The following is a 17,887-nucleotide window of genomic DNA, read 5'->3' as shown; positions in this document are numbered from 1 at the left end:
TCGGAGCATGCGCGTCACGGTGGAGGGGGTCGGAGACGTCGACGTGGACCCCGGCACGGCCCTCGCCAAGATTCTCGACGCGGTGCGCGCTCCCGCCGCCGTGTGGTGCGGTGGCACGCGGCTCGACGCGGGCCACGCGGCGGGACGCTCCCCGCTCGTGCATGCCGCGCTGCTGACGACCTCACCCGGTCTGCCGTCGCAGCAGCCGCTCGGGCCACACCTCGAGGTCGTCGCGGGGCCGGACGCCGGCGGGCTGGTCGCGGTGGGCCGCGACACGCTCGTGGTCGGTCGCGACGGCACCGGGGTGGGCTTCGCCTTCGACGACCCCGCGATGAGCGCGCGTCACTTTGCGGTGGACGGGGCCGGCAGGGCGCGCGACCTCGGGTCGACGAACGGCACGACGCTGGTGCGCCGGGGACGCCCCCGCCGCGTGGGGAGGTGGCCGCGCGCCCTGCGCGACGGTGACGTCCTCCTGGCCGGCGGCTCGGTGCTGCGCTGGCGCGCGACGGGTCGCGCCGCCGCCGAACCGGCGGGGAAGGCGGAGTACTCGGACGCGCCCACGCGATCCGCTCCCCCGTCCCGGCCGGGCCTGGCGTGGCTCGGGGGCGTCGGCGGCACCGCGGGCGGACTCGCGCTCGCCGCCTCAACCGGCCGCTGGCAACTGGCCGCCGTGGCACTCGCGATGCCGGCGGCGATGGGCGTCGCGGCGCTCGTGGCGGGCCGGCGCAACCGGGCGGCACGCGAGGGTCCTCCGAACGACGGACTGGTCGACCTCGCCGGACTGCCCCTACCGATCGCGATCCGGGGCGAGGCGGAGGCGGCCCGCGCGGCCGCACGGGCCGTCGCCCTCGCGCGCGGAGCCCTCCCTGGCAAGCTCGAGGAGCCGTGGATGCGCTGGCTCGAACGCGCGCTCGCCCCTGGCGCGATCGTGCTGCTCGACCGCTCGTCCGCCGCGCCGAGCGATGCCGCGACGGTGCTCGACGTCGACCGCGCGACGGTCGAGATCCATGGCCGTGCGGGCCCGTGGCGGCCCGCGCTGGTGAGCGCGACCGCGGCCGATGCGGCGGGGCGCCGCCTCGCATCGTCGCGCGAGCCCGACCTTCCCGCCTCCGTGCGCTGGGCGGACCTACGCGCCGCAGCACCGACCCGCGCTCCCGGCGAGGGCCCGCGGCGGCTGCTCGCCGCCCTCGGGACGTCCGGCACAGGAACCGTCACGCTCGACCTGGACCGCGATGGCCCCCACGTACTCGTGGCGGGGACCACCGGGTCGGGCAAGTCGATCCTCCTCGAGACGCTGGTGGCCGCTCTCGCGCATGCGCACGGGCCCCAGGACCTGGGAGTCGGACTCATCGACCTCAAGGGCGGAGCGGGGCTCGCGGCGCTGCGCGACCTACCGCATGCGCGCGGGCTCCTCACGGACCTTGCCCCGACTCACGCCCGACGCGCCCTGCTGGGCATCGCGCACGAGCTGCGTTCACGCAAGGGCGCGCTCGCGGAGCGCGGGCTCACTTCGTGGGCACAGTGGGAGGCGCGCGGGCGCGAGGCGGACCGCGCCCCCGCGCGCCTGGTGGTCGTGGTCGACGAGTTCCAGGAGCTGGGAGCGATCGACCCTGGCTTTGTCCCCGAGCTCGCGCGGCTCGCGGCGCAGGGCCGATCCCTGGGCATGCACCTGATCCTCGCGACACAACGACCTGCGGGCGCGGTGACCCCGGAGATCCGCGCAAACGTGTCGACCGTGATCGCCCTCCGGACGGCCACCGCCGGCGAATCGCAGGACCTCATCGGCGACAGGTCCGCGGCGGACTTGCCGGTGGGCGCGCCGGGGCGCGCGATCGTCGCGACGGCGGCGGGCAGGGAGACGATGCAGGCGGCGCTCCCCGTCGCGCGGCCGCGCGGCGCCGTGCGCATCGTGAGCGAGCCCGGCCCGGCGGGCGTCAGCCTGGCGACTGCTGCCGCCGCACGCTGGGAGGGCGCCCCTGCCGTCGAGCCTCTCTGGCTTCCACCGCTGACCAGCGATGCCGAGCCGCGCGCGGGCGCGCTCGGCTGGGTCGACCTCCCCGAGGCCAGGACGCGCATGCCCCTGCGCTGGGACACGACCGCGGGGCCGTGCGTCGTCGTCGGGCCGCGCGGCTCGGGGCGATCGTCGATCCTCGGCGCCATCGCGTCCACCACGCCGCAATGCGTCGCGCTGCCGGAGGACCCTCGCGAGGCGGCCAGGACGCTCGACCTCGCGGTCCGCCACGGCGTGGCATTGATCGTCGACGACGTCGAGCGCACGGTGGCCGGCCTCGACCCGATCCTGCGCGGCGCGGAGCAGGCCCTCGAGGACGTCGCGCGGCGCGTTCCCGTCGCCGTCGCGTGCGGTCCGGGCTGGGGCGCGCGGTGGTCAGGCCGCGCGGGCCTCAGGATCGTCCTCTCGGGCCTGGACCCGATCGAACAGACCCTGTGGGGAGTGCCACCGTCGCTCACGCGGCTCGCGCGCGAGCCGGGGCGAGGGGTCGCGATCGGCGTCGACGGCACGGGAGAGTGCCTCGTCACCCGCCGAGAAAGGGGGCAGGATGGGCATGGCCGACGCCTGGTCGTCCCGCTCGTGTGCCCGCCCGATCTCGCACCCGATGCGGTGGGGGTCGTGGGAGACGCGGCGCGGCCGCTCGTGGTGACCGATACCCCCGTGGCCGTCGTGGGCCCCGCCGGACCGGCGCGCGCGGAGGCGATCGCGGTGCTCTCCGCGGCGGGAGTCTCCTGCCACGCCGTCACTCGCCTCGAGCACGGGGACTCGACCGGCCGTGTCGAGATCGTGGTCGAACCCAGTCCCGCGCACCTGGCGACGCTGGGGCTGCGTGCCTTTCCCGGGCTCGTCGACGCCGCGCCGCCGCGCGGGAGGGTCGTGGTGCGCCGGGGCGGGATCCTCGAGGCCGCTCAGCTGCGCTCGCCTGAATAGCGGGCGGGGCCCTCGTGAGCCGCGCTCAGCCCGCGGGACGCAGCGCGTCGCGGCCCGCGACGACCACGGCGACGCCGACGGCGATACCGAGGATCGCGGCGACGGAACCGATGAGCGGCTGCGTCCCCGCAACGGTCACCCCCGCGAAGGTGAGCAGCACCTGCCACGTCACGGCGGCGGACACCGCCCACCGCGCGCCGCGCGCGAGGCCACGAGCCACGGGCACAAGCGTCATCGCGACGATCCCGGCAAACGCGGCGAGGCCCGCGGTGAACTCCGGCTCGGGCGACGAGAAGGCGTAGATCGCGTAGGCGACGGCCGCGACACCGAGCAATCCCGCCTCGAAACCGAGCCCCGAGGCGGCCGCTCGCGACCACCCGCGAGACCGGGACGTGGGGCCGTGGTGGGGCTCCGTCATCCGTGGCCTCGGCACGTTGTGAGAGAACCCACAGGAAACACCTCTTGAAACATGTTCGTTACTTATGCGAATCTTAAGGAAGTCGAACGTGATGGCGCGACGAATCCCACCACCCTTTGGGCCTCGTCGCGCCATGCTACCCCCAAGGAGACCCCATGGATTGGCGCAACCGCGCAGCGTGCCTCGAAGTCGACGACCCCGAGCTGTTCTTCCCGGTCGGCAACACCGGACCCGCCCTCGTGCAGATCGAGAAGGCGAAGTCGGTGTGCCAGCGGTGCGAGGTGCGCGACACCTGTCTGCAGTGGTCGATGGAGCACAACCAGGACTCGGGCGTCTGGGGCGGCCTCTCGGAGGACGAGCGTCGTTCTCTCAAGCGTCGCGCCGCGCGCGCACGCCGCGCCGCCAAGTAAGCAGGCCTCGGGCCACCACACCCGTCGCGTCAGCCCCGCCCGGTTCGCCGGTGCGGGGCTGACGCCTTTCTCCGTCCGCTACAGGCGCGGGTCGGAGGCTCGCTCCTCGACACGCACGCGCAGGTCGACCACCGAGCCGTCCTCGATCTTGCGCCACTCGATCGACCCCGAGAGTTCGTTCTGCACGAGCGTGCGCACGATCTGCGACCCGAGGCCGGTGGGGTCCCCCTCGATCCCCACGCCGTCATCGGCGATCTGCACGTGCAGCGCATGTCCGTCCCGCTGCGCCGTGACCGTGATCGTGCCGCGCGCACGGCCCTCGAAGCCATGCTCGACCGCGTTCGTCACCAGCTCCGTGATGACGAGCGCGAGGGACGATGCGTACTGCGCGGGGATCAGCCCGAACTCGCCCGTGTTGAGGATCCTCACCTGCGTGTCGGGCGAGGCGACGTCGGCCGCCATCCGGATCGACCGCGACACCAACTCGTCGAAGTTGACGAGCTCATCGAGCGTGCCCGACAGGGTCTCGTGCACGAGCGCGATCGTGGCAACGCGCCTCATGGCCTCCGCGAGCGCCTCCTTGGCCTCCGGCGCCTCGACGCGACGGGACTGCAGCCTCAGCAGGGCCGCGACGGTCTGGAGGTTGTTCTTGACGCGGTGATGGATCTCGCGGATCGTCGCATCCTTGGTGATGAGCTCGCGCTCTCGCCGACGCAGGTCGGAGACGTCCCGGCACAACAGCACCGCGCCCACCCTGCTGCCGTGCTCGGTCACCGGAATCGCGCGCAGCGACAGGCACGCGCCGTTGGCCTCGAGGTCCGTGCGCCACGCGGCGCGACCCGCGACCACCATCGCCAGCGTCTCGTCGACCACGCCCTGGTCCTCGAGGAGCTCGCTCGTGACGCGAGGAAGGGACTTGTTCATGAGCGAGCCGTGCACGCCCAGGCGGTGGAAGCACGACAGCGCGTTGGGCGACGCGTAGGTGACGTGGCCCACCGCGTCGAGGCGCAGCACGCCGTCCCCGACGCGCGGCGCGCCGCGGCGCGGACCCGTGATGGACGTGTGCAGCGGGAACTCACCGCGCGTCACCATCCGCAGCAGATCGTCCGCCGCGCCCTTGTAGTTGAGCTCGAGGCGGCTCGACGAGCGCGACACCGCCTGCGACACCTCTCGCGTGATCACCGCGATCGCGCGCCCGTTCATGACCACCGGCAGCGCGTCCTCGCGCACCGCGTAGGTCTCGTCCCATCGCGGCTCACGCGACGCGACAATCCCGCCCTCCTCGAGGGCCCTGCGCAGGTGAGCCACCCTGCCGCCCGGCGCCAAGGTGCCCACGACATCGTCCAAATGCACCGTGGGACCCGTGGACGGCCGGCACTGGGCGACGGCGACAAATCCCTCGTCGACCGCGCGCCACAGCACGAGATCGGCGAACGACAGATCCGCGATGATCTGCCAGTCGGACACCAGCAATGCGAGCCAGTCGGCCTCCGCATCCGTGATGGGGCCTAGTTCTTCGATCGTCTCGCGCAGGGTTGCCACGCCACTAGCGTAGGGCGGTCGCCGCCTCGCGCTAGCCTGGGCCCAGGGGGTTCCACCGGTGAAGATCACACACAGGCACGATTTCGAGGCCACGCTCACGGACGTCTCGTCCATGCTCACGGATCCGGCATTCGCTCGCGAGCGAGCGGCCGCGCTCGGCACCGAGGCGCAAGAGGTCGACATCGACGCGCGCGAGGACGGCACCGAGACAGTGGTGTTGCGTGCGCGCGTCCCCGCGACATCGATTCCCGCCGAGTTCCGGTCCTTCCTGGGACGGGACCTCACCGTCACCTACACCGAGGTCTGGGAGCCGCTCACCGATGCGGATCGCGTGGGCACCTTCGCCGTCGAGATCGCCGGCGCGCCGGGCCACGTCTCGGGGGCGATCGGGATCACCGCACGCGGCGCCGCGACGGAGCTGCTCGCGACGGGTGACGTGATCGCCAACGTCCCCCTCGTGGGCCCCATGATCGAGCGCGCGGTGGCCGGCGCCGTCGAGCGCGCGTTCACGGACCAGCTGAGCGTCGCGGACTCCTGGCTGACTCGATGACCCGTGCCGCCCAGCTCGCCCTGGTGTTCGCGGGCGGGGCGCTCGGGGGGCGGCACGCATCGGCGTCATGGAGGCGTTCCCCTCGACCGCCGGCCCGGTGCCATGGGACCTGCTCGCGGTCAACGCGCTCGGCGCGCTCGCACTGGGCTTCGTGGTGGCCCGCACGCAGGCGCGCGGGCCGTGGCGGGCGTTTCCCGCGATCGGCCCGGGCTTCCTGGGCGGCTTCACGACCTTCTCGGCCTTCGCGGCCCTGCACTGGTCGACAAGCGCACGTCCCTCCCTGGCGCTCGCGGTGCTCGTCGCGACCATCGCGACCGGGATCGCAGCGGCCGCGCTCGGCTGGTGGGCAGGGGACAAGCCACCGACCCCGGTCGATGAGCACGCGATCTTTGTCGAGGAGAACGAGTGAGCGCGTGGGTCTACCTGGCCGCCATCCTCGGATGCGGCGCGGGGGCGTGCCTGCGCTTCTCGATCGGCTGGCTCGATCGTGCGAAGACGTTCCCCTGGCCCACGATCGCGGCCAACGCCCTTGGCGCGGCGCTGGTCGGGGCGGTGATGGCCCTCGCGGACGATGCCCTGCTCACCCCGGGTTGGACCTTCGCCCTGGCCACGGGCGTGGCAGGAGGCCTGTCGACGCTCTCCTCGCTCGCGGTGGACGTCGTGGTGCTCGCCAAGGATCGCCGCGCCCGCGCGGCGGTCGCGTACCTCGTCCTCACGCTCACCCTGGGCGTGGGCGCCGCGTGGCTCGCGTACGCGGTGGCCGCCTCGGTTGCGTGACGCCGCGGCCACGTGGGACTACGGAACGACCGTGACCCCGCGCCAGAACGCGATCCTGCCGCGGATGTGCTCGGCCCTCGCCTTGGGCTCGTCGTAGTGCCACGCCGCGTCCCGATTGACCTCGTCCCCCACCACCACGTCGTAGTAGGCCGCGGTGCCCTTCCACGGGCACACCGAGGTGAGTTCCGAGGCGCGCAGGTGCTCGGGACGCACCGCATCCGCGGGGAAGTAGTGGTTGCCCTCGACCACCACCGTGTCCTCGGACTCGGCGATGACCGTGCCGTTCCAGAGTGCCTTCATGGCGATCCTCCCGTCGGAATGTGTGACGGGTCAACCATGATGGCGGTCCGAACTATTCCCTCGGTCGGCGCACGGCGATGGCCCTCACGGCGGCGGCCGCCACGAGCAGCGCCGCCGCGGACGCCACCGCGACACCGGGCAGCGACGCCATGAGCGCCACGCAGATGGCCACGGCCACCGCACTGAGCGGACGCGGCATGCGCCATCCCGCGACACGGCCAGCCCCCGCGGCCCTGAACGCGGCGGTTCCGGCGACCGCATAGTAGAGCAGCACCGCGAACGACGACATCGCGATCGCCAGCGTGAGGTCGCCGCGCCACGCGAGACCCACGGCCGCGAGGCATGCGAGGCCCTCCGCGAGCACCGGCACGCCGCCCGAGGTGCGCGACAGGACGCCCGGCAGGTCCCCCTCTCGCGCCATCGCCATCGCGGTACGACCGAGCCCCGCGGTGAGCGCCAGCAGGGACCCGAAGGCGGCCGCGATCGCCGCGACCGTCACGAGCGGCGCCGGCAGCCACGACCCGGCCACGGCATCGGCCACGGGCGCGTCGGACGTGACAAGGCGCTCCCCCAACGCCGCGGGCAGCGCGAGCGCGAGCGCGAGGTACAGCGCGAGCACCGTGCCGAGCGCGGTCGCGATCGCGCGCGGAATGGTGACCGCGGGGCGCACCACCTCCTCGCCGAGCGTCGCGATGCGCGCGTAGCCCGCGAAGGCGAAGAACACGAGCGCGGCCGCGCCGAGCACCCCGGTGAGCGCGCCGTCGGGTGCCGCGAGCGGTGCGGCCGGAGCCGCGGCGCCCCCACTCGCGACCACGGCGAGCACGAGCACGCCGATCGTGAGCGAGGCCAACACGACTGCCGCCGCGCTCGTGCGCGTGATGCCTCGCGAGTTGAGCGCCCACGACGCGAGGATCGCGAGCGTCGCGACCACGGCGGGCCGCTCGGGCCACACGTAGTGGCCCATCGCGAGGCCTATCGCCGCGATCGAGGCGGTCTTGCCGACCACGAACCCGATTCCCGCCACGAAGCCGGGCCACGCGCCCAGCTCAGCGCGGCCGTACGCGTACGCGCCGCCAGCTACGGGATAGACGGCGGCGAGTTGGGCGGTCGAGCCCGCGTTGAGCATCGCGGCGACTCCTGCGAGCACCACCGCGACGACCAGCAGCGAGCCGGCCTGGGCAGAGGCGGGCCCCCACACGGCGAACACGCCCGCGCCGAGCATTGCTCCGGCGCCGATCGCGGTGGCGCCGGGCAGCCCGACGACGCGCACGGTCATCGGGCGACGGCGCCGGGATCGAGGTCGTCCTCGACGAACTCATCCACCTCCGCCTCGCTCGCCTCGGCCTCGGCCACCGCGAGCGCCGCGCCGCGCGGCCTGCCCGCGCGCACCCACGCCCAGTACAGGCCCCCCGCGACCACGAACGTCGCGGAGAGCGAGCCGATCGCGGCGGGCCTGGTGAGGTTGGCCACCAGCGTGAAGGCGACCGCGAGAGTCGCGACCGCGTTGAGCACGAACCACCCCAGGTGCCGCTCGCGGAGGGCGAACGTCGCCATCGCCACCAGTCCCATGAGGAAGCTCACGAACACCGCGACCGCGTAGAAGATCACCAGCCGCTGGTCTCGCGCGCCGGCCGCCGCCACGACGGCGGCCGAGACCGCGAGGAAGACGAGCACGCCGGTGACGGGGACGTGGTGCACGTTCGTGCGGCCGAGGAACGCCGGCAGCACGCCGTGGCGCGAGGTGCCGTCCGCGGAGCGCGCGAGCGCCTTGAGAAGGCCGGGGCCGGCCTGGAAGGAGGACGATGCCGCGGACAGGAGGAGCAGCGCGGTCGCGCCTTGGAAGGCGGCGAAGACCGCGGGGGTGTCGGCCGCGCGCGCGAGTTCCGCGACGAGTGTCGTGTCCTCGTGGGGCACCTGGATTCCCAGATGCACGACCGCCGCGGTGATGGACAACGTGAGGGCTCCCACGATGCCGAGAGTGAGCCACAGCGCCCACCGTCCAAACGAGCGGCGGCCGTCGTCGTCGAGCTGGCCGAGTTGAGCGATCGCGGACGACGGCGCCTCGACGCCCGTCGCGAGCGCCATCGCCACAGGGAAGGCGAGCGCGACCGCAAGGGGCGCACCGTGGGTGGGGCCGGCAACCGGCTCGGCAGGGACCGCGTCGAGCCCGAGCACGGGGGCGAGCACCGCGACCGCCACCACCAAGAACGCGAGCGTGAGGAGCGCGAAGATCGCCCGACCCAGGTGACCGAACCACATGAGACCCGCGACGGTGACGAGCAGCAGGAGCGCGAGCAGGAGGCGGTGGGGCGCGAGTCCCGGCACGTAGGCAATGATCGCCGACGAGCCCGCCGACACCGAGATCGCGATGGTGAGCACGAAGTCCACGATGAGCGCGCCCATGGGCACGAAGGCATAGCCCTCGCCAAAGGCCTTGCCCGCGGCGGCCGCGGATCCGCCGCCCTCGGGGAAGCGCGCCACGAGCTGGTGATAGCTCGCGACCACCAGGGCGACCACGAGCACCACGGCGCTCATCGCGGGCATGAGGAGGGTGAGGTTGCCGTCGAGCGCGCGCAGCGCGGCCTCGATCGCGTAGGCCACCGAGGACACGGGGTCCGCCATGACCGAGAACGCGAACGCGATGAGGAGCGCGGTGCGCCCGTGCCACCAGTGCATGCCCGCGCGGCGGGTCGTCGTGGCGGTGGTGGTCGAGGTCACGTTTCCTCCAACTGCTGACCGGTGGACCGGCGCCCTCGCGTCGTCACCGCAGGCCAGCGTAGACCCGCGCGTGACGCCGCAACAGACCGGAGGTCCCGAGCCGGCCAGTCCTCACGCGGGAGCCCCCTCCCAGGCGTCGAACGCCTCGCGCGCGAGGGTGCGGCCGAGGTCGATCATCTCGGTGCCGCGGTGGAAGTCGAGCGTGCCGCACGCGTCCGCGGGCACGTTGACCATGACGTCGGGTGGATAGCCGGCGAGGCGATAGCGCTGGACGGTGTTCTCGAGCGTCTGGAGGGAGCGATCGATGACGTCGAGCGTGCTCACCTCGATCGCCGCCGCCGCTCCGGGCGGCCCGTGCGTCTCCACGGGCACCTGTTCCAGGGCATCGTCCCCCAGCTCGCCCTTGGCGCGCAGGCGGTGCGTCATCATGCTCAGCAGGCGCGGCTCGGCGACGTTGAGGGACGGCAGGCGCAGCCGCGGCAGGCGCATGAGCGGCGGTCCGGGAGCCACCGGCGGCTCGGGGGCGTTGCCGCCGCGCGAGTTGCCCGACAGGTTGACCGCGATCACCGCGTCCGCGCGCACCGCGGCGAGAGGGATGACGGGAACGGGGTTGAGGATGCCGCCGTCGGCGAGCAGCCGCCCGTCTCGCTGGACAGGGGTGATGACCATCGGAATCGCGATCGACGCGCGGATTGCGTCGACCACGGGTCCCTCGGTGAACCACACCTCGGCCTGCGCGATGAGGTCGGTCGCGACGGCGGTGTACGGCACGGGGAGATCCTCGATGAGGCGGCCGTCCAGGATCTCGTCGATGCGGCGCATGATGCGGTCCGCACGGATGGCCCCGGCGCCCTTGAATGCCGGGTCCATCATGCGCAGCACGTCCCGGCGCGACATGGACTCGATCCACTCGCGGTAGGCCGGCAGGCCCCCGGCGGCGTACAGGCCGCCCACGAGCGCACCCATCGAGGCTCCCGCGATGCCGACGACCTCCCAACCGCGGTCCTCGATCTCGTCGATCACGCCCACGTGCGCGTAGCCGCGCGCGCCGCCGCTACCGAGCGAGAGGGCAATGCGGGGGCGGTCGCCTGAGGTCACACGAGCAAGGCTAGCGGCCCCTCGCCGCGGGCGTCCGAGGCGCACCCGGGACCTCGGATGCGGCGTCTCCTGCCCGCACCCCGTATGGTTTTGTCGAACGTTCACATCGGACGTCCGCCCGTGCGGACGCATGACAAGGAAGTGGTGACCCGATGACTCACGCGCAGGCGGCCGGCCTGGTGGCGGCAATCACGGCGGGGGACACCTCGCTCGGCATCGAGCTCGGTTCGACGCGCATCAAGGCGTGCCTGATCGGCCCAGATCACACGGTCATCGCGACGGGCAGCCACGCGTGGGAGAACGAGTTCGTCGACCGCATGTGGACCTACTCGATCGATGCGATCTGGGAGGGGCTGCGCGCGAGCGTCGCGGACCTGCTCGACGCGGTCGAGGCCGCGCACGGCGTCCGGCCCACCACCGTGGGCGCGCTGGGCGTGTCCGCGATGATGCACGGCTACCTTGCGTTCGACTCCGAGGGCGAGCTGCTGGTGCCCTTCCGCACGTGGCGCAACACCACGACGGAGCGCGCCGCGGCGGAGCTCACGCGGGAACTGGGCTTCAACTTCCCGCTGCGCTGGTCCGCCTCGCACGTCTACCAGGCCATCCTGGACGACGAGCCGCACGTTGAGTGCCTCGACTTCCTCACCACTCTCGCGGGCTACGTCCACTGGAGGCTCACCGGCCGCAAGGTACTGGGCGTGGGCGACGCGTCCGGCGTGTTCCCGATCGACCCCGCGACGCGCGACTACGACGCCGCGATGCTGGCGCGGTTCGGCGAGCTAGTTGCCGCGCATCGTCCCGGCCTCGACGCCGCCGCCCTGCTGCCCGAGGTGCTGGTCGCGGGCCAGGAGGCGGGACGCCTCACCGCGGAGGGGGCGGCCCTGCTCGACCCCACCGGCACGCTGCTGGCCGGCATCCCCGTGTGCCCGCCCGAGGGCGACGCCGGAACCGGCATGGTCGCGACCAACGCGGTCGCGCCGCGCACGGGCAACATCAGCGCCGGGACGTCGATCTTCGCGATGGTGGTGCTCGAGCGCCCGCTCGCGAGCGTCCACGAGGAGCTCGACCTGGTCACCACGCCGGCGGGCGACCTGGTGGCCATGGTGCACTGCAACAACGGCGCGTCGGAGTTGGGCGCGTGGGCCGGGGTGTTCACCGAGTTCGCCTCGGCTCTTGGCGTCGAGGGCGGCGCCGATGCCGTCTTCGAGACCCTTTTCACCGCGGCCCTGCAGGGTGAGGCCGACGGCGGCGGGCTGCTGGCCTACAACTACCTGTCGGGGGAGCCGATCACCGGGCTCGCGGAGGGCCGCCCGCTCGTCGTGCGCACTCCGGGCAGCCGACTCACCCTCGCGAACTTCATGCGCACGCAGCTCTACGGCGCCTTCGGCACACTCAGCGTGGGCATGAAGGTGCTCACGGATGAGGGCGTCGAGCTCGACTCGATGTTCGCGCACGGCGGCATGTTCCGCACCGCGGGCGTGGCGCAGCGCCTGCTCGCCGCGGCGATCGACGCCCCGGTCACGGTGGGCGACACCGCGTCCGAGGGCGGTGCGTGGGGCATCGCTGTGCTCGCTGAGTACGTGCGCACCGGCGCGCTCACCACGCAGGGCGAGGACCTGGGCACATACCTGAGCACGCGCGTCTTCGCGGGCGCAGCGCTCGACGTCGCTCAGCCCGACCCTGCCGATGTCGCGGGCTACGCTGCCTTCCTCGAGCAGTACGTGGCCGGACTCGCGATCGAGCGCGCCGCGGTCGAGGCGATCCACTAGGGGCCGGAGGGGGCGCGAACCGGTTCGCCCGCCCACGCTTCCGCAAGTCACACATCTGACGACCGGTGGCGGGCCAACCCCGCACGAACCCACGAAACCCGGCGCCAGATGTGTGACTTGTGCACGGGAGCGAACCGGGCGGCGAGCGACGGGCAGGGTCGCGCCCCGGGGAAAGCAAAAGGCCCGGACCGTATGGTCCGGGCCTTGCTTTCGTAGCGGGGACAGGATTTGAACCTGCGACCTCCGGGTTATGAGCCCGGCGAGCTACCGAGCTGCTCCACCCCGCGTCGGCCTGATAAGCATACATGGGTCCCGCCTCACCTCCTAATCGCCCCAGTCTCGCTAAGGTCGAGGGCATGACCGAAAACGATCCCTTCGCCGCCCGTCCGGGCGATGTCGCGCCGCCCGCGGCATCGTCCCCTCAGCCCCCCGCCGCGCCCGGCATGATCCCCGGCGCGATGCCTCCCCCTCGTACTCCCCCGATTACACGGTGCCGTTCGATCGCAGCGGCGTGCCGCTCGAGAAGCCCGAGGGACTCGCGAAGGCGCTCATCATCGTCGCCGCGCTGTACACCGTGACCGCGCTGCTCTTGGCCGTCTTCGCGCAGAGCGACATCGACGCGATCCGCCGCACGGCGGAGACCGGCGAGATCGCCTTCGGCGCGGGGACGCTCGTGTCGTTCCTGAGCCTCCCGCTCCTCATCGCGTCGTTCGTCGTCTACGGCCTGTGGATGACCCGCATGCGTCGCAACCGTGAGGCACTCGGCACCAAGCCGGGCATGGGCGCCGTCGAGTGGTGGGGCTGGTTCATCCCGCTGGCCTCCGCCGTGCTGGTGCCGCTGGGCGCACGCAAGGTCACGGGCCGCGCGGTGTCGATCGGACTGCTCCTCGGCTGGTGGCTTCCGTGGCTCTTGTCGGGCATGGTCGGCGGCGCGGCATCCGCGATGACGCAGTTCTCGGTCGACCTGACCACGGGCGAACTGGTCCGTCCCGAGCTGCTCGACGCGTACCCGTCGCTCATCTGGGCGTCCTTCGCGCTGACCCTCATCTCGCTCGCGTTCTTCGTGCAGTTCATCCGCTCGGCCACGCAGCGCCACCTCGAGTCCTAACCCACCGCCCAAGCCACGAGGGCCGCATCCCGTCACCGGGATGCGGCCCTCGCTACGTCGAGGCGAGGCTCGCTAGGGGCTGACGATCTCCGGCTCGGGCGAGGCCTCCGCGGTCGCGGACGGGGCCGCCGAGGGAGTTGCCGACGGGCTCGACGAGCCCTCGCCCGACGCCCCGCTCGGCGTGGCACCCGCGAGGATCGCCTCCGCCTCGAGGGCGTCGGTGATCGCGTCCTGGAGCCGCTCCTGCGCCTCGCCATAGGCGGCGAAGTCGCCCTCCGCGAGCGCGGCCTCGCCGTCCTGGATGGCCTGGTTGGCGCGATCGAGCGCGTCCCGCAGCGCGGCCTCCGCGGCGGGGTCGAGCTCGCCACCCGTGCCCGTGCCGGGGTCCGGCTCCTGCTCCTCGCCCGTGTCGGGATCGGGCTCGGCGCCCACGCCGTCGTCGGGATCGCTTCCCGCGGCACCCTCGCCCGCGCCGGCACCGAACACCTGGTCGAGCGCCTCGGGCAGCGTGTCCGCAAAGCCCACCTGGTCGCCGAACGAGACGAACACCTTGCGCAGCAGCGGCACGCGCGTGCCCTCCTTCGACTGCACGTATACCGGCTGCACGTAGAGCAAGCCGCCGCCCACCGGAAGCGTGAGGAGGTTGCCGTTGACCACGTCCGTCTCGCCCTGACGCAAGAGGTTCAGCGTCTCCTGGGCATCGGCATTCGAGTTGAAGTTGTTCTGCACCTGGCCGGGGCCGGGGATCGTGGTGTCGCGCGGCAGCTCGAGGAGCCTGAGGGTGCCGTAGTCCTCGTCCACTTGACCCTCGGTCGACCCGGTCTCCGAGTTGACCGCCAGATAGCCGGTGAGGATGTTGCGGGGGTTATCGCCGCCCTGGATGAAGTTGCTCGTGAGCGAGAACGAGGGCTCTTCCTGGTCGGGCATCTGCAGCGTGAGGTAGTACGGCGGCTGCAGCCGCGTGTCATCCGTCGGGTCGGCGGGGCTGCGCCAGAAGTCCTGGCCCGAGTAGAAGGACGATGCGTCGGTCACGTGATAGCGCGTGAGCTGGAAGCGCTGGATCGAGAACAGGTCCTCGGGGTAGCGCAGGTGGCTCATGAGGTCGCCGCTGATGTCCGACATCGGCTGGAGTGACGTGGGGAACACGTTCTGCCAGGTCTGCAGGATCGGGTCCTCGGCATCCCACGCGTAGAGCGTCACGGTGCCGTCGTAGGCGTCGACGGTGGCCTTGACGGAGTTGCGCACGTAGTTGAGCACCGTGCCCGTCACCGGCACCTCGGACTGCCGCGCGAACAGCGTGTCCGAGGAGATGGGCGCGGAGTACGGGAACTGGTCGGTGGTCGTGTAGCCATCGACCACCCACACCACGCGGCCGTCGACCACCGCGGGATATGTGGTCGCGTCGAGCTCGAGGTACGGCGCGACGCGAGAGACGCGCTCCACGGGGTCGCGGTAGTAGAGGATCTGCGACTCGGGCGTGACGCGATCGGAGAAGAGGATCTGCTCCTCGCCCAGGCGAATCGCGTACATCAGCTTGGCGAACATCGAGCCGATGCTCGGGCCGCCGTCGCCCGTGTAGGTCGTGTTGACCTGGCCCGTCGCGGAGTCGTCGTCGGGGAAGTCGAGCTCCCACGGCGCGGTGCCGGCGGGGGCGCCCACGATCGAGTAGTCGGGCAGCGTCCGACCGAAGTAGATGCGCGGCTCGTACTCGCCGAGCTCGCCTCGCGACGGGATGCCGCCCTCGAAGAAGCTGGGCTGGCCGTCGACCGTGGTGCGGTTGCCATACGCGGCCACCACGCCGAAGCCGTGGGTGAAGACCGTGTGGTCGTTCACCCAGTTGCGGCTCTCGGTGCCCAGGCCGTCCAGGTTGAGCTCGCGCACCGCGATGACGGTGTCCTGCAGCTCGCCGTCGATCTCGTAGCGGTCCACATTGAGCAGGTCCGCGAAGTTGTAGTACTGCTTGTTCTGCTGCAGCTGCTGGAACGCGGGCGAGACGATGTTCGGGTCGAGCAGGCGGATCTGTGCGGTGGTGTCCGCATCCGAGCGCAGGGCGTCGGCCTCCGCCTCGGTGGTCGCGCGGTACGGCGTGGTCTCGACCTCGTCGATGCCGTACGCGAAGCGCGTCGCGTCGATGTTGCGCTGGATGAAGGGCGCCTCGAACTCCTGCTCGTTGGGCGCGACCTGGAAGCGCTGGACGATCGCGGGGTAGATGCCGCCGATCGCGACGGCGGAGAGCACCATGAGGCCGATTCCGATCGCGGGGATCCGCCAGTCTCCACGCCAGATCACCACGAGGAAGACGAGCGCGACGATCACGGCGATGCCGGCGAGGATGGATCGCGACGGCAGGATCGCGTTGACGTCCGTGTACGCGGCGCCGTAGAACCGCTCGCCCGACTTGGTCAGCAGGCCATAGCGGTCGAGCCAGTAGTTCGCGGCGATCGACAGCATGACGATCGCGCCGAGCACCGCGAGCTGGATGCGCGCGCCCTTCGAGGCCACGTACGAGCGACCCGTGCCCGCGATGCCGCCGTAGAGCAGGTGAACGAACCCGGCGATGAGCGTCGAGATCACGGCCAGGGTGAGCACCAGGGTCACCACGAGGTTGAGCAGCGGCAGCGTGAACACGTAGAACGAGACGTCCTGCCCGAACTGCGGGTCCTCGACGCCGAACTCCACGTGGTTCATCCAGGCGACCACGGTCTCCCACTGCGACGACACCGCGAGACCGGTGACGAGGCCGATCACGGCGGGCAGCGCGATCATCGCGAGCCTCTCGAGGGGCGCGATCTGCTCGCGCATCTGATCGAGCTGGCTGCGGCCTCCTGTACGGGCCGGACGCACGCGCTTCGCGACCCACAGGTTGAGCCAGATCACGAGCGCCGCGAGCAGTCCGGCCCCCAGGAACAGCACGATCCGCGCGATCCACTGGATGCGCCAGACGTCGGTGAAGCCCACCTGCTGGTACCAGGCCACCTCCGTCCAGAGATTGGCCACGGCGATGCCCACCAGCACCAGCACACCCATGACCACCGCGGTGATGGCCAGGGGCGAACGGCGCTGAGGGACCGGGGCGGGCCGCACGGGCCGGGCGGGGCGGTCGTCGTCGAACGTCACGGGGTGTCCTTCGGGTTGGGGTGGCTCTCGCCTGCCATGGTCAGCATCCGGGGAGGCCGGCGGTGTCGCCCGCCCCGATGCGTGTGATCGCCTCGTATGCGTCATCGAGGGTGTCGACGGCCACAACGTTCAGGCCGTCGGGAATGTTGCCGCGGACGTCCGCGCAGTTCTCAATGGGCGCGAGGAACCAGGCGGCTCCCGCATCGGCCGCGCCGTACAACTTCATGCGGATTCCGCCGATCGGCCCCACGTCTCCCGTGGTGTCGATCGTGCCGGTGCCCGCGACGCGGGCGCCCGCGAGCTCGTCGACCTCGGTCAGGCGGTCCATGATCCCGAGCGAGAACATCAGGCCGGCCGACGGCCCTCCCACCGAGTCGATCTGCACCGTGACGTCGATGGGGAGGTCGAACGTGGGATCCACGTAGACGCCGATCACCGCGTCGCCGTCGTCGTCGAGCGTCGCGAACGTCTCGGTGACCTCGGCACCCTCTCGCTCGACCGTCACCGCGATCTCGTCGCCCGGGCTGCGAGCGCCCACGGCTTCGGCGAGTTCGTCGAAGGTGTCGACGGCGCCGCCGTCGATCGCGACAATCACGTCACCCTCGAGCAGCAGCCCCTCCGCGCGGGACCCGTCCGCGGTCCCCGCCACGAGCATCGTCGCGGGAACCGGATGACCCAGCGCCTCGAGCGCCGACACCGTCGCGCTCTCCTGCGACGTGATCCAGTCGACCTGCGCCTGTTCCTCGGCCGCCTCCTCCTCGCCGGGGGTCCCGAAGACCTCCTCCTGGGGCACCACGTACTGCCGGGGCGAGGCCCACGCGGCGAGCACGCGCCCGAGCGTGAACGGCTGGGAGCCGGCCCGGGACACGGAGACGGTGGTGAGCCGCAGCTCGCCCGTCGAGTCGAATGTGGGCGCTCCGGAGATCTCCACCAGCGGGACCCCGTCGGCCTCGCCGAGCGTGTCGAACGTGGGCCCCGCCCCGCCGACCGCATACGGCGACGGCACGACCGTGAGGGCCGCGATGAGGACCGAGGTCGCGAGTCCCGCGACGGACATCACGGTGCCGCGGCGGGTCGTGGTGGCGCGCTCCGTCGATGCGGGGGACGTGGGCTCGGCAGTCGTCACCGTCCCATTGTCG

General features: G+C 72.2%; 15 protein-coding genes and 1 tRNA gene. 7 read left to right on the top strand and 9 right to left on the bottom strand.

Features of this window, described 5'->3' with window-relative positions; genetic code table 11:
- Positions 1-7 precede the first annotated feature (7 nt).
- Positions 8-2,941, top strand: coding sequence for an FtsK/SpoIIIE domain-containing protein (locus tag QUE44_RS13445; protein WP_286215193.1), 2,934 nt, complete (start codon positions 8-10; stop codon positions 2,939-2,941).
- A gap of 25 nt (positions 2,942-2,966) precedes the next feature.
- Here QUE44_RS13445 and QUE44_RS13440 read toward each other — a convergent pair whose 3' ends face one another.
- Positions 2,967-3,359, bottom strand: a complete 393-nt coding sequence (locus tag QUE44_RS13440; RefSeq protein WP_286215192.1) for a hypothetical protein — start codon at positions 3,357-3,359, stop codon at positions 2,967-2,969.
- Between the two features lie 155 nt (positions 3,360-3,514).
- Between QUE44_RS13440 and QUE44_RS13435 the strand changes: the two genes are divergently transcribed.
- Positions 3,515-3,769, top strand: a complete 255-nt coding sequence (locus tag QUE44_RS13435) for a WhiB family transcriptional regulator (RefSeq protein ID WP_286215191.1) — start codon at positions 3,515-3,517, stop codon at positions 3,767-3,769.
- 78 nt (positions 3,770-3,847) lie between these two features.
- Here the strand turns inward: QUE44_RS13435 and QUE44_RS13430 are convergent, their stop codons facing one another.
- Positions 3,848-5,311, bottom strand: a complete 1,464-nt coding sequence (locus QUE44_RS13430) for a sensor histidine kinase (RefSeq protein WP_286215190.1) — start codon at positions 5,309-5,311, stop codon at positions 3,848-3,850.
- 58 nt (positions 5,312-5,369) lie between these two features.
- On the opposite strand from QUE44_RS13430, the gene QUE44_RS13425 reads away from it, so the two are divergent.
- From QUE44_RS13425 to QUE44_RS13415, 3 genes are read left to right on the top strand one after another with little or no spacing between them, the layout of a single operon-like run.
- Positions 5,370-5,861 carry a DUF2505 domain-containing protein gene (locus tag QUE44_RS13425; RefSeq protein WP_286215189.1) on the top strand — a complete coding sequence of 164 codons (492 nt, stop codon included), beginning with the start codon at positions 5,370-5,372 and terminating at the stop codon, positions 5,859-5,861.
- Positions 5,862-5,919: 58 nt separating this feature from the next.
- Complete coding sequence (locus tag QUE44_RS13420; protein WP_286216780.1) at positions 5,920-6,270, top strand: fluoride efflux transporter FluC; 351 nt, start codon at positions 5,920-5,922, stop codon at positions 6,268-6,270.
- Positions 6,267-6,638 (top strand): FluC/FEX family fluoride channel, encoded by a 372-nt coding sequence (locus QUE44_RS13415; RefSeq protein WP_286215188.1) that lies wholly within the window; start codon positions 6,267-6,269, stop codon positions 6,636-6,638. Before QUE44_RS13420 ends, QUE44_RS13415 begins: the two co-directional genes overlap by 4 nt.
- Positions 6,639-6,656: 18 nt before the next feature.
- Here the strand turns inward: QUE44_RS13415 and QUE44_RS13410 are convergent, their stop codons facing one another.
- From QUE44_RS13410 to QUE44_RS13395, 4 genes are all read right to left on the bottom strand, one after another.
- Positions 6,657-6,938, bottom strand: coding sequence for a DUF427 domain-containing protein (locus QUE44_RS13410; protein ID WP_286215186.1), 282 nt, complete (start codon positions 6,936-6,938; stop codon positions 6,657-6,659).
- Between the two features lie 52 nt (positions 6,939-6,990).
- A complete protein-coding gene (locus tag QUE44_RS13405; RefSeq protein WP_286215185.1) occupies positions 6,991-8,214 on the bottom strand; it encodes an APC family permease in 1,224 nt (407 codons plus the stop codon).
- Positions 8,211-9,656: an amino acid permease gene (locus QUE44_RS13400; protein ID WP_286215184.1), complete on the bottom strand. Its 1,446-nt coding sequence runs from the start codon at positions 9,654-9,656 to the stop codon at positions 8,211-8,213. The genes QUE44_RS13405 and QUE44_RS13400 overlap by 4 nt, the downstream gene beginning before the upstream one ends.
- A gap of 111 nt (positions 9,657-9,767) precedes the next feature.
- Positions 9,768-10,754, bottom strand: a complete 987-nt coding sequence (locus QUE44_RS13395; protein WP_286215183.1) for a patatin-like phospholipase family protein — start codon at positions 10,752-10,754, stop codon at positions 9,768-9,770.
- Between the two features lie 152 nt (positions 10,755-10,906).
- Here QUE44_RS13395 and QUE44_RS13390 point away from each other — a divergent pair, with 152 nt between their 5' ends.
- A complete protein-coding gene (locus QUE44_RS13390) occupies positions 10,907-12,523 on the top strand; it encodes a xylulokinase (RefSeq protein WP_286215181.1) in 1,617 nt (538 codons plus the stop codon).
- Between the two features lie 213 nt (positions 12,524-12,736).
- On the opposite strand, the gene QUE44_RS13385 is transcribed toward QUE44_RS13390, so the two are convergent.
- Positions 12,737-12,810: transfer RNA gene (locus tag QUE44_RS13385), tRNA-Met, on the bottom strand.
- Between the two features lie 203 nt (positions 12,811-13,013).
- Here QUE44_RS13385 and QUE44_RS13380 point away from each other — a divergent pair.
- Complete coding sequence (locus tag QUE44_RS13380; protein ID WP_286215179.1) at positions 13,014-13,631, top strand: DUF4328 domain-containing protein; 618 nt, start codon at positions 13,014-13,016, stop codon at positions 13,629-13,631.
- A gap of 72 nt (positions 13,632-13,703) precedes the next feature.
- On the opposite strand, the gene QUE44_RS13375 is transcribed toward QUE44_RS13380, so the two are convergent.
- Both QUE44_RS13375 and QUE44_RS13370 read right to left on the bottom strand, forming a co-directional pair.
- Positions 13,704-16,658 (bottom strand): UPF0182 family membrane protein, encoded by a 2,955-nt coding sequence (locus QUE44_RS13375; RefSeq protein ID WP_425558030.1) that lies wholly within the window; start codon positions 16,656-16,658, stop codon positions 13,704-13,706.
- 130 nt (positions 16,659-16,788) lie between these two features.
- Complete coding sequence (locus tag QUE44_RS13370; protein WP_286215175.1) at positions 16,789-17,874, bottom strand: YlbL family protein; 1,086 nt, start codon at positions 17,872-17,874, stop codon at positions 16,789-16,791.
- Between the last annotated feature and the right edge of the window lie 13 nt (positions 17,875-17,887).

The organism is Demequina sediminis, from assembly GCF_030296675.1.
Classification (GTDB): Bacteria; Actinomycetota; Actinomycetes; order Actinomycetales; family Demequinaceae; genus Demequina; species Demequina sediminis.
The sequence above is the reverse complement of the archived record's forward strand: the minus strand, read 5'-3'. Positions and strand labels throughout refer to the sequence as shown.